The organism is Methylomonas sp. EFPC3, from assembly GCF_029643245.1.
Lineage (GTDB): Bacteria > Pseudomonadota > Gammaproteobacteria > Methylococcales > Methylomonadaceae > Methylomonas > Methylomonas koyamae_B.
This window is the reverse complement of sequence record NZ_CP116398.1, coordinates 3,263,028-3,275,793: the sequence shown is the minus strand read 5'-3', so window position 1 is coordinate 3,275,793 and position 12,766 is coordinate 3,263,028. Positions and strand designations below refer to the sequence as shown.

The window sequence follows — 12,766 nt, the reverse complement described above, 5'->3', positions numbered from 1 at the left end:
CAAGTGTAGTCCGCTGCCGGCAAGTACAGGAATGAATCAACATGAAACGAAAGTGGTTACGAGCGCTAACACTTGCCCGCTGCCAAACTGCGCGCTTTTTAGGGACAGTTTGGAATTAAAAAATAACGATCGGATCGTCATTTAGACTGTGCCCGATCGTCGGTGTGTAACGCACGAAACTGGTGCAAATCGGCCGATCGATTGGTTGAATTAAACCTAGATGTACAGGTAAAAACCAATTAAAAAACCGCCGACCCGATTTCTGACCGTTGTTTTTCAATAGCTTAGGTCTGGTATACCTTTTTGGCGCATTTCTGGCTTAACTGTAATGGAGTCGCCACAATAACCAGGATGATGAATGGAAACGTCTAAGCGTCACTACTATGAATTAATCGGTCTGGCCGTGCTGGCCGCGGCCACAACCTCATTGTTTTGGTTCACCAATTTGGACCGTTGGGCGGCCGGTTTGTTTTTTTACCCCGGTAATGCTGGCGGGGTTTGGCCGAAACAGGATTGGTGGTTCTGGCGACTTCTTTACGATTACGCTTTTCCATTCACCATCACTGCCGGCGGGTTTGCACTTCTGACGTACCTGCTGAGCCATCTGTACGACGACTTCCGCAGTTTTCGGCGTCAGGCCTTGTACATCTTGCTGGTGATCGCGATAGGTCCGGGGTTGGTCGTCAATCTGATCGTCAAAGATCACTGGGGCCGGCCGCGGCCGGTGCATACCAAGGAATTCGGCGGCGAATACGCTTACGTGCCGCCGGCAAAATTAGGCCATAGCCCGGACAAATCCTTCGTGTGCGGACATTGCTCGGTGGGATACGCTTTTTTTGCGCTGTATTTTTTGGCACAAAACTACAAAACGTTGTATTTAATCCTGACCTTGGGTTTGGCCTGGACCATGGGTTTTACCCGGATGACCGCCGGCGGCCATTACTTGTCCGACATACTCTGGTCCGGGTATCTGGTGTTTTTGGTGGCTTACGCCTTGTATTACGGTTGGTATCTGCGCGACGAACCGGTAACGGTGCTGGAACCGAAAATCGCCACCGGTTAAACCGCTGGGCTAATCCGGCATAGAACTATGAACGGTGACCGAACGCCGTTTTAACATTCGATCAAATTCACCGCCAAACCGCCGCGCGAGGTTTCCTTATATTTGGTTTTCATATCGGCGCCGGTTTCGCGCATGGTCTTGATGACTTTGTCCAGCGAAACGAAATGTTTACCGTCGCCGCGCAAGGCAATCCGCGCCGCATTGATGGCTTTGACCGAGCCCATCGCGTTGCGCTCGATGCAAGGCACTTGCACCAAGCCGCCGACCGGATCGCAAGTCAAACCCAGATTATGTTCCATACCGATCTCGGCGGCATTTTCGACCTGCTCCGGCGTCCCGCCCAACACCTCGGCCAAGGCGCCGGCCGCCATCGAACAGGCCACGCCGATCTCACCCTGGCATCCGACTTCCGCGCCGGACAGGGAAGCGTTTTCTTTGTATAAAATCGCGATGGCCGCCGCGGTCAATAAAAAGCGGATTACGCCGTCCTCGTTGGCGCCGTCGCAATATTTCCAGTAATAATGCAGTACGGCCGGAATAATCCCGGCCGCTCCGTTGGTCGGTGCGGTGACGACGCGGCCGCCGGCCGCATTTTCTTCGCTGACCGCCAGTGCAAACAAATTCACCCACTCCATCGTCCCAACCGGCATGCTCGGAGTCTGCCGCGGAATTTCGCCGGTCAGTTGCCGATACAGGTTGGCGGCACGGCGTCTGACTTTCATGCCGCCGGGCAGAATGCCTTCTTCGCGTAAGCCGCGTTCGACACAAGCTTGCATCACCTGCCAGATCGTCAGCAACCGCTCGCGGATCTGAGATTCGTTGAGCCAGGCCTTCTCGTTGCTCAGCATCAATTCGCTGATCGATTTACGATGGGTCGCGCACAATTTCAGCAAGCCATCGCCGGTGTTGAACGGATAAGGCAGGCAGGTATCGTCGTTGCTCAGGCGATCTATCGCCGCTTCCGGTCCGGTCACGACGAAGCCGCCGCCGACCGAATAATAATCGGCCTGCACCAATTCGGCGCCGGATGCATCGAACACGGTCAGCCGCATGCCGTTGGAATGGTAGGGCAACACTTTACGTTGAAACAGCAAATCGGACTTTTCATTGAACGCCACCGGATGGAAGCCCAGCAACCGCACCGAACCGGTTTCGCGAATCTGCGCCAACCGCTGCGGTATCGAATCCGGATCGACCGCGTCCGGCGCTTCGCCTTCCAGACCCAGCATCACCGCCTTGTCGGTACCATGGCCTTTACCGGTGGCACCCAAGGAACCGTAAAGTTCGACCTGAATCCGGCGGACTTCGGAGATTAGGCCTTGCTGTTCCAATTTCCGGGCAAAGGCCATTGCGGCCCGCATCGGCCCAACGGTATGCGAGCTGGAAGGGCCTATCCCGATTTTAAAGATATCGAAAACGCTGATTGCCATGGTTAACGCCTGCGGTTGGATAGAGCGGAAATTTAGAGAAACTTAGCTGCCAGGACACGCCGACCGTAAAAAGCTTCCCCAACCGGCGTAAAACCAAGCAATCATCGTACCGGGTAAAGCGGACGAGTAATCGCAACGCCAAAGCCGGCTGGGCTTACTCCGGATTAAAGTTTCGACTTGGCAAACAGTGCGGCACCGACGATGCCGGCCTGGTTTAAAAATGCGGCCGGTTTTACCGGTGTGTTGAGCGCGAGCTGGTCCTGGAATTTATCGAGCTTTTTGCTGGCGCCGCCGCCCAGAATGATCAAGTCGGGCCAGAACAACTTTTCCATCGTCGTTAAATAAGTATTGAAACGCTTACCCCAGGTTTTCCAACCCAAATCCTCAATCTTGCGCGCCGCATCGGATGCATAACGTTCGGCTTTGACGCCGTTCTCCAAAAAGATATGGCCCAACTCGGTATTGGGCAATAACTTACCGTCGGTGAACAACGCGGTCCCCAAACCGGTACCTACCGTCACCAGCAACACCACGCCGGCTTGATCCACGCCATGACCGAAACGCATTTCGGCAATGCCGGCGGCATCGGCGTCGTTGACGTTGAAACAGGCGCAGGTTGTCGCTTCCGAAAACAATTTGTCGATATCGGTTTGGATAAACGCCTTGGAAATATTGGAGGCCGTCAAGGCGACGCCGTGTTGCACCGCGGCCGGAAACCCGCAGCCTACCGGTCCGTTCCAGTGAAAATGCACCACCAATTGCGCCAACACCGCCGCCACCGCTTCCGGAGTCGCCGGCTGCGGCGTGTCGATACGATGCCGTTCCGACACCAATTCTCCGGTTTCGGTGTTGACTATCGCACCTTTGATCCCGGATCCGCCAATATCCACGCCAAGTACCAGCATAAGTTCTCCTTGAAAAAATGAGCCGTTACCATTTTAGGCCAATCGGCCGGCTTACAACGGGTTTATCGGCTCAAGCGCCAAAATCAGCGTATCGGACTTATAAACATTGTTGATAAGCGTGTCGGCAAAATTTGTTAAATCTTGTGGATAACATCCGGATAAAACCCACCTGGGGTGTTATCCACAATCTTGCAACAGGCGTCAATGCGCAGGATGTACAGAGTTACATGGACTACATCTATATGAAAAATATTATAAAAATTGACTTATACACAAATTTTTTCCGCCTAATAGTAATAACAAAAATAAAAGATTTAATAAGTTATTTATGATTTGCTGTTGGGAGGTCGGTCCGGCTAGCCAACTGCGAAGCGGCGGAAATTTACGACGATGCATCAAAGGCGAGAAAAACGCGGTACGAATCCGAACAACCACAGACCAATCCAAACAAACCACATTTCCGATGAGAGACATGTCTGTTTCCTCCATAATAAGGAGAGCGAACTTGTTGAAAAGAATGTTGGATAATGTCGGCAAAAGATGTGGACAACTTGTAGCCTTGTTTGCCGTTGCCGGTTTTCCACAACTGCTCAACAAGCTCGGCGACGGTTAGCGTACAGAATCAATATGCTGAAAAGCTATTGATTTTTAAAGATAAAAACTATTTTTCCACAGGTTTTGCTTTCATAGTAATAACAATAGAGAAAAGATATTGATATGAAATTTATTATTGGCAGAGATCAAATTCTCGCTCCATTGCAGCAAATCGTTAGTGTTATCGAGAAACGGCAAACCATGCCCATTCTTTCCAACGTGCTGTTGCAAGCCAGCGACGACCAATTGGTAATGACCGGTACCGACACTGAAATCCAAATTGTCTCGAAGATAAATATCGAATCAATATTAAAGTCGGGGGAGATCACAGTCCCGGCCCGAAAGTTTCTGGATATTTGCCGCTTGCTGCCGCCTGCGGCCGAAGTCAGTTTCGAGTTGCAGGACGATAAGGTGAAATTGGTATCGGGGCGCAGCCGATTTTCGTTGAGTACCTTGCCGGCTGAACATTATCCGGAGTTCAACGAATCCAACTACGAATACGATTTCATATTGAACGCCGGCAAATTAAAGAAGGCGCTGGAAAAAACCGTGTTTTGTATGGCCAACCAGGATGTGCGTTACTATCTGAACGGCTTGTTGCTGCATGTCAGCAATTCAAAATTGAAATTAGTGGCGTCCGACGGCCACCGCTTATCGATTTACGAGGATGACATTGGCCAGGCTACCGGCTGCGAAGCCCGCATCATTTTGCCGAGAAAAGCGGTACAGGAATTGAGCCGGCTGTTGGACGACCCGGAAGCCGAGTTGAATATCCAGTTCTCCAATAATCACATCAAACTCTATTACAAGGATGTGGTGTTCTCGTCCAAATTGATAGACGCCAAATTTCCGGATTTCAGCAAGGTGTTCAACCAGAGTTTCATGTCGCCGCTGTTGATACAAAAACAATTATTGCGGGAAGCCTTGACCCGGGTGGCGATTTTGTCCAACGAAAAATACAAAGGCGTTACTTTCGATATTGCCGACGATGCGCTGAAGCTGAGTACCCACAATCCTGAGCATGACGAAGCCGAGGAAGAATTGGTGATCGATTACCAGGGCGAGCCTTTGACGATTTCGTTCAATTCGCAATACATGCTGGATGCGGTGACCAATCTGGATTCGGAAATGGCGGTTTTGACCATTGCCAGCAATGCCAGCAGTTGTTTTGTCGAAGAGCCCGAACAAGCCCTGTTCAAATTCATCGTAATGCCGATGCGGATGTAAACCGCTTCCCGGCATGACTTTGTTAAAGTTGGATGTTCTGGCGGTGCGGAACATCCAGTCCGCCAGCATTTCGCCGTCGCCGTCCATCAACTTCATTACCGGGGCCAATGCCAGCGGTAAAAGTTCGTTGTTGGAGGCCATCTTCATCTTGGGTCGCGCCCGGTCGTTTCGAACTACCCATATCAAGCAAGCCATCGCCTTCGATCAATCGCAATTGACTGTCGCGGCGCAAAATCGGCAGCAAAACGGCTCGGTCAGCCAGCTCGGTATCCAGATCGATAGCAAGCAATGCGAAATCCGTATCGACCAGGAAAACCGGCAGAAAGCCGATTTGGCTTATGCGCTACCGGTACAGCTGATCCATCCGAAAAGCTACCGTTTACTGGATTCCGGACCGCAAATCAGAAGAGAGTTTTTGGATTGGGGGATTTTCAATCAAAACAGGAATTTTCTGTCTTGCTGGCGTAATTACAGTAAAGCCTTGCAGCAGCGCAATGCGTTACTGAAGAGTCGGCAAGTTCGGCAAATTTCGGCTTGGGATCGGGAACTGGCGGAATATGGCCAGATGATCAAAGAGTTCCGCCTGAGCTATTTGAACGCTTTGCAGCCGGTGTTTCTGGAAATGGCCGGGTATTTTTTAGGGGGCGACGACGTGGCATTGCGTGTCCTCACCGGCTGGGACGACAAATTGAATTTGGAGCAGGCGTTAAAAACCGATCTGGACAAGGACATGCGCTACGGCTTTACCCATAGCGGTCCGCATCGAGCCGATTTCCAAACCTACTTCAGCAAACGCTTAGCCAAGGACTACTTGTCCCGCGGCCAGCAAAAGCTGTTGGTATTAGCTTTGTTGTTAGCGCAAGTTACCTTGCTTAATCGGGACAGTCCCAATACCTGCTGTATCCTGATAGACGACCTTACCGCGGAATTGGATGCAGATAACAGGGCAAAATTGCTAAAATACTTGGTCGGACTTGAATGCCAAATATTTATCAGCAGCACTGGAATAGCCGACTTCGGCGATTTGAGTAACATCGATAACTACAAATGGTTTCACGTGGAACAAGGCAAGATTACCGAGCATTGATGTTTCACGTGGAACGAACAATAAAAACTAGAATCCTCCATCACCAACGCATGATCTGTCGAATGCGATAGCAACGACAAACCACCTTGCGGTACAACACACTGGATACCCTCATGAGTGAACAATACGACAGTTCGAATATCACAGTACTGAAAGGTCTGGACGCGGTCAGAAAACGTCCGGGCATGTATATCGGTGATACCGATGACGGTTCCGGTTTACATCACATGGTATTCGAGGTCGTCGATAACTCGATAGACGAGGCATTGGCCGGATACTGCAAAGGCGTTGATGTGGTGATCCACGAAAACGGTTCGGTATCGGTGTCCGACGACGGCCGCGGTATCCCGGTCGATATTCACAAAGAAGAGGGTCGCTCCGCGGCCGAAGTGATCATGACCGTACTGCATGCCGGCGGCAAATTCGACGACAACGCTTACAAAGTCTCCGGCGGTTTGCACGGCGTCGGCGTATCGGTGGTAAATGCCTTATCCGAAGAACTGACCCTGAAAATCCGCAAGAATGGCAAACTGCACACGCAGAAATACGTACTTGGCGAACCGGTGGCACCGCTGGCGGTGGTGGGCGATGCCGAAGGCAGCGGCACCTATATCAACTTCAAGCCCAGCCCGACCATCTTTACCAACATCGAATTCCATTACGACATTCTCGCTAAACGCCTGCGCGAACTGTCTTTCCTCAACTCCGGCGTCAGAATTTCGTTGCGCGACGAACGCAGCGGCAAGGAAGACGTGTTCGAATTCGAAGGTGGCATCAGCGCTTTCGTGCAACACTTGAACAAAAACAAGACCCCGCTATTCGAGAAAGTGTTTCACTTTCAAGCCGAAAAAGAAGGCGTCACCGTCGAAGTCGCGATGCAGTGGAACGATTCCTATCAGGAAAACGTATTCTGCTACACCAACAACATTCCGCAGCGCGACGGCGGTACCCACTTGGCCGGCTTCCGCGCCGCGCTAACCCGCACCATCAACCAATACATCGAAACCAACGGTCTGGCGAAAAAAGAAAAAGTCGCCACCACCGGCGACGACGCTCGCGAAGGTTTGACCGCCGTATTGTCGGTCAAAGTACCCGACCCGAAATTCTCGTCGCAAACCAAAGACAAATTGGTGTCGTCGGAAGTGAAGCCGCTGGTCGAATCGACCATGAACGAAAAACTCCAGGAATTCCTGCTGGAACAACCCCAAGTCGCCAAAGCCATCGCCGGCAAAATCATCGATGCGGCGAGAGCCCGCGAAGCCGCCCGCAAAGCCCGCGAAATGACCCGCCGCAAAACCACGCTCGACATCGCCGGCTTGCCCGGCAAATTGGCCGACTGCCAGGAAAAAGATCCGGCCTTGTCCGAACTGTTCATCGTGGAAGGGGACTCGGCCGGCGGCTCGGCCAAACAGGGCCGCGACCGCCGCACTCAAGCCATCCTGCCTTTGAAAGGTAAAATCCTTAATGTGGAACGCGCCCGTTTCGACCGGATGATTTCATCGGAAGAAGTCGGCACCCTGATCACCGCGCTGGGCTGCGGCATCGGTAAAGACGAATACAACGTCGACAAACTGCGCTACCACCGCATCATCATCATGACCGATGCCGACGTCGACGGCTCGCACATCCGCACCCTGCTGCTGACCTTTTTCTACCGGCAACTGCCGGAACTGGTTGAACGCGGCCATATTTACATTGCCCAACCGCCGCTCTACAAAGTCAAAAAAGGCAAGCAGGAACATTACGTCAAAGACGACAACGCTTTAAACCAGTACCTGATCCAAATGGCGCTGGATAAAGCCCAATTGCAAACCGACCCCGACACACCGATTATTCAGGGGCCGGGCCTGGAAAAACTCGCTACCGAGTTTGCCGACGTCATGAACGCGATCCAACGCCTGTCCAGACGTTACGACGACCTGTATCTGGAACAAATGACCTACATGCCGGTATTGAACGCCGAGATCAGAGCCAACCCGCAAATGTTGTCTGCCTGGTTCGCGCAACTGGAACGCAACCTGAACGCCGGCGACCACAAAGCCGTATTCACTAGCGAACTGAGTTACCGCGACGGCGAAGACTTCGACGTCACCGTCAACAAACGCCTGCACGGCATCACCAAAACCTTTGTCCTGCACGCACCGTTCTTTTCCGGCAACGATTACCAAAAAATCGCCGCCTACGTCGAACACACCACCAATATGTTCGGCGAACACTCAGTCATGCGCATGGGCGAACGCGAGCAACACGTCGCCAATTTCAGACAGGCCTTCGAATGGATGATGCGGGAAGTCAAAAAAGGCCAACACATCCAGCGCTACAAAGGTTTGGGCGAAATGAACCCGGAACAACTCTGGGAAACCACGCTGGACAGCAACAGCCGCCGCCTGCTGCAAGTCACAATCCAGGATGCCATCGCCGCCGACGAAATCTTCACCACCCTGATGGGCGACATCGTCGAACCTCGCCGTGATTTCATCGTCAAGAATGCTTTGGACGTGGCTAATTTGGATGTTTAAACATGTCGGATGCCACAATTAGTGAAAAGTGTGCCAAATTAGTGAAAAACTAATGACACAAATAATGAAAAAATTCGGCAATAACTGTCTCTGCAAAAAATCTTAGTGGCATCTTCTTTCATTCACAAGGAGTCTGCAGTTTGGCAATGATTGGCAATCAGCCAAAAATTTCCACGCGTGCTGGGTCTCATGCTGGGAGAGGCTTTAGATACCAGGATGCTACGATAGCTTGGTTAGCGGTAGGATGCTGGGCAGGCGATCTTAGCTACGGTAGTGTTATACCGGAAGGCCTCGACGATGCAGAATTAGGGGGGCCAAGCGAAAGGGTATTCGTTCAAATTAAATCTCGAAGAGACAATGCGGGACCGTTTGGCCGAAGCGACGTTGCAAAGTACCTGAAGGAGCTTTGGATCAGAGCTTCTGCCGCAGCTACTTCGCCTGGACGAGTGCTATTGATTTTAGAACGCGATATCAATGGTATTGGACTTCAAGTTGGAACTTATACCCCGCTTTCTAGTTTGAAAGCGATTCTGAATTTAGTCTCCCAGCACAAGTTCGCTACTGAATGGTCTTCTAAGACTCAAATATTGCTTGCTCCTTCGCCAATGGAGAGTGCAATCGATTTGATTGTGCGGAAAATGGACTGCTTACCATTGATGGCTTCTGTCTGTTTTGCAGCGATAGCAGATAAAATAGGCGTTTTATCTGACGACAATGGTGAACGTGCTCTAGGGGATTTTCTGAGTCTTTCGGTATCCGACTTCGAACACGAAATTGAAAAGCTGGCTGGTGTTCTGTCCTCAACCGACCTTGAATTAGCATTGCAGCGAGGATTATGTGAGTCGGTAGATTTCTTGACTCCAATAGAAGACAGGAATTTTTATCTTGGTACCGATGTTCAGCCAGGACATCTTGCTGCCGGTCTTCTTACTGAACGTCCTGAAGCCAGTACGCGAGTCCTCAACGCGCTTGAACGACAACGTGCCGTATTAATTGCAGGACCTTCAGGTTCAGGGAAATCCGGTTTGTTGTGGGAAGCGGCAAAACAGAGTCGCCATACCATACGCTGGTTCCGAATACGCAATGCGGCTACGGAAAGCGATATTGTTGACATCCTACGCCTTGCAGATACGTTCCGGGCATCGGCGCATATGCCGATTGGCTTTGTTATCGACGATGTGGGTAGGCATCAAACAGGATTATGGGATGCGTTAGTTACGGAAGCCGCTACTCGCTCCAATGTGCTACTGTTGGGTTCCTTACGCGAGGAAGATATGTTTCTGGTTGCGCGTCGGAATCTCTCTATTGAAATCCGCGAACAACCGGATACGATATTAGCCGAACGAATTTGGCGTGAATTGCGTGATAGAGACCAGACTAATTGGCCTGGTTGGCGTGAACCTTGGCAAACTTGCAACGGATTGCTTCTTGAATATACACATCTGCTTACCCAAGAGCGTCGTTTACAGGAAATTCTACGGGATCAAGTTGTAAGGCGCGTGCATGAGAAGCGCCGTAACGAACTGTCAGTGCTTCGAGTAACTTCGATGATTGGAAGAACCGGCGGTACGGTAGAACTCTTACGCCTTCGTCAAACGCTTGCTATCAATGACGACGATTTATCCGATGCTTTGAGACGGCTTATTGACGAGCATTTAGTTCAAAAACTGAATACTGGTTTACGTCTCGGAAGCCTACATCAAATCAGAGCGGCTGCTATGGCAGATATTACGCATGAGATACCGCCACCTTTTAAGGTAGAGACGGTGCGGCATGCCATTCTGTGTATTGCTCCTGAAGATATGGAAGGATTCATCACACGCACGATAGTACGGGAGCCTGAATTAGTAGAGGGAATCATCAGTGGTGCGGTAGAACGGATATGCAGCGATGGAAATCTTATTTTACTTGCTGCAATCTTAAGAGGTTTAGATACGGGTAGTATTGGCGAGTCTGTCGAACGTTGGTTGCCTCATTTAGACCGACTGAAGATTTCAACTACGCAAGCAACTATGGTGGCTATGTTTGCCGTCGCTAATACGGAACCATTTCTAGAAGAAAAACTACAGGCGCATTTTGAGGCAGCACAGCTGTTACGAGAGATGGTGCATAACGACTACCGTTTGCCGTTGCTCGAGCGGCTAGAAAGACTGTGGCCAAAATGGTTACTTGAAAACCCTGATTGGCATGCGGTTAGGGGATTTTTGGCAAGTTTAGTCGGCATGCAACTGCCTTCCGCTATTCAGGGACATTTAATAGCCCTCCGTCCAAATCTCCTCACAATGCCAATTGCGGAAGTAGCGGCACTCCTCGAAACAACACAGCTGCTATTACCGGAAATAACCTGCAACTGGGTAGATGAAGTCGGCCAAACGGCGCTACTGGATCGGCTGACACAAGAGACCCCTTGGGTATCGAAGGTTCAGCTTAGAAACGAACCAGAGGGATTGGCGGTTTGCGCGGATGTTTTCTATATCTCCGACCGGATACAAACGAACCTTCACGAAGATGTTGTGGACGTTTGTCGGAAACTATTGGCTTTTGCTCCATCCGCCGAACTAGCGGTTTGTTCGGCAATCTCCGCAGATAGAGAACCTGCAGGAATCGGTGGCGTTCCAATCGCTACAAAGCGTGTCCCAAGATCCAATTTACCGGCGGAAGCTTTACCGGCACGAAATAAGCGTTGGATTGCGGCGGTAGCACAACGAGTCGCTGCCAATAGCACGAGCCAATATCTTTCGGAAGCAAAAAGGTTATTGGAGGCACTTGTACCACTATTGGAGAAGTTAATCGATGGGGTTGTGCGAGGTAAGGCCAAGGTACAGTTTTTAGACACACTTGGTGCAATCTATGAAGAATCGCGTAAGCTAACAAGACCTCCAGACCCGGATGTGATTTCCGGGGAAAATTCTGGCATTGGTGTTTCCGAACTTCAGAACGTTTTAAATTTCTGTTCGGCCGATTTTTTGCGCGGATTGATCGAAGCACCCGAGCGAGCTGCAACGATTTATGCGCGGACAAGCGAAATTTTGAAGCATATTGATAAAGCGAGCAGCGATGAACCTTGGTTGTTAATTGGTGATGGTCCGCCCTCTTCACTCTTACGTCTACGTTCAATCGTTGAACAAGCTTGTATGATTATAGGGGAATCCGGCTTTCGCAATTTGAAAGTTAGCCAGTTAGCGCCGAGTTTATCGAAGACGTCACGCTTTAATGATGCACTTCGTATGTTGTCTATCAAGATTCAACAGCAACTCGATGCCCGTCTCGATGCATTGAAAGTTGAACTCGAAACGACGATACGCGATTGTGGCTATGTTGTACGAGCTGCCTTCCGTCCAGTCAATGAAATTGGTGGTCCCTGGCCTTATGCAAAGTTGCTCGTTATCGTGACGCTAGAACGAATGATAGATTGGCCGGCGACAATTGAAGCGATCGCAGAACCCGTAAGACAAATTGCAGGCACTGGGCGACGCATCACGATTGTGCCTGCCGTTGGCCGTTTTTGCATTCAGGAACAAGCGTTTTCAGGTGTAGAAACGTTGTTTCCTCAAGCATTTGAGGATGTGTCTTGGTTAGCGGAACTAGGTTTTTCACCAGCTGAAATTTCGTTAGGGCGAAAATTCGACGCATTGATAGCGGCAATTCTTGAAGTTTCAACAATAAAAGCTTTTGGCTGTGGTGGTAAAGATCGTGCTTCGGAGGAATGGAACATACTCGAAAAGGCTAATGCGGAAATCGAGGCAACGCTAATCGAGTTGGAATCGATCATACCAATCGAACTTAGAGGAGAAGTAACGGAATTTTTGGATTCACTGGTTAAAACTGGAGCGGATTTTGCCGTTGACTTCTGGCAGCAAATACATGGAGATTCGACATCGTCTCCAACAGCTGTAATAACAGCTATAAAGCTGATCTTGTTGGATTTGGATTAAGTATAG

Annotated in this window: 7 protein-coding genes; 5 read left to right on the top strand and 2 right to left on the bottom strand. The window is 50.5% G+C overall.

Features of this window, described 5'->3' with window-relative positions:
* The first annotated feature begins 358 nt into the window (after positions 1–358).
* The gene (locus tag PL263_RS14600) at positions 359–1,063 is read left to right on the top strand and encodes a phosphatase PAP2 family protein (RefSeq protein ID WP_278210033.1); all 705 of its coding nucleotides are present in this window, start codon (positions 359–361) and stop codon (positions 1,061–1,063) included.
* 50 nt (positions 1,064–1,113) lie between these two features.
* On the opposite strand, the gene PL263_RS14595 is transcribed toward PL263_RS14600, so the two are convergent.
* Together PL263_RS14595 and ppgK are read right to left on the bottom strand one after the other, a co-directional pair.
* Positions 1,114–2,493 carry an L-serine ammonia-lyase gene (locus PL263_RS14595; RefSeq protein ID WP_140913240.1) on the bottom strand — a complete coding sequence of 460 codons (1,380 nt, stop codon included), beginning with the start codon at positions 2,491–2,493 and terminating at the stop codon, positions 1,114–1,116.
* Positions 2,494–2,657: 164 nt separating this feature from the next.
* Complete coding sequence (gene ppgK, locus PL263_RS14590) at positions 2,658–3,398, bottom strand: polyphosphate--glucose phosphotransferase (protein ID WP_278210032.1); 741 nt, start codon at positions 3,396–3,398, stop codon at positions 2,658–2,660.
* Positions 3,399–4,115: 717 nt separating this feature from the next.
* Here ppgK and dnaN point away from each other — a divergent pair.
* The 4 genes from dnaN to PL263_RS14570 all read left to right on the top strand — a co-directional run bounded on the left by dnaN (position 4,116) and on the right by PL263_RS14570 (position 12,760).
* Entirely contained in the window at positions 4,116–5,219 is a 1,104-nt protein-coding gene (gene dnaN, locus PL263_RS14585; RefSeq protein ID WP_278210031.1) for a DNA polymerase III subunit beta, read from the top strand.
* 13 nt (positions 5,220–5,232) lie between these two features.
* Positions 5,233–6,306 carry a DNA replication/repair protein RecF gene (gene recF / locus PL263_RS14580; protein WP_278210030.1) on the top strand — a complete coding sequence of 358 codons (1,074 nt, stop codon included), beginning with the start codon at positions 5,233–5,235 and terminating at the stop codon, positions 6,304–6,306.
* Between the two features lie 113 nt (positions 6,307–6,419).
* Positions 6,420–8,825: a DNA topoisomerase (ATP-hydrolyzing) subunit B gene (gene gyrB, locus PL263_RS14575; protein ID WP_278210029.1), complete on the top strand. Its 2,406-nt coding sequence runs from the start codon at positions 6,420–6,422 to the stop codon at positions 8,823–8,825.
* Between the two features lie 140 nt (positions 8,826–8,965).
* A complete protein-coding gene (locus PL263_RS14570; protein ID WP_278210028.1) occupies positions 8,966–12,760 on the top strand; it encodes a hypothetical protein in 3,795 nt (1,264 codons plus the stop codon).
* Positions 12,761–12,766 lie beyond the last annotated feature (6 nt).

Coding starts and splice junctions, on each gene's coding strand:
- PL263_RS14600 (WP_278210033.1), top strand. CDS start 359: ATGGAAACGTCTAAGCGTCACTACTATGAATTAATCGGTCTGGCCGTG.
- PL263_RS14595 (WP_140913240.1), bottom strand. CDS start 2,493: ATGGCAATCAGCGTTTTCGATATCTTTAAAATCGGGATAGGCCCTTCC.
- ppgK (WP_278210032.1), bottom strand. CDS start 3,398: ATGCTGGTACTTGGCGTGGATATTGGCGGATCCGGGATCAAAGGTGCG.
- dnaN (WP_278210031.1), top strand. CDS start 4,116: ATGAAATTTATTATTGGCAGAGATCAAATTCTCGCTCCATTGCAGCAA.
- recF (WP_278210030.1), top strand. CDS start 5,233: ATGACTTTGTTAAAGTTGGATGTTCTGGCGGTGCGGAACATCCAGTCC.
- gyrB (WP_278210029.1), top strand. CDS start 6,420: ATGAGTGAACAATACGACAGTTCGAATATCACAGTACTGAAAGGTCTG.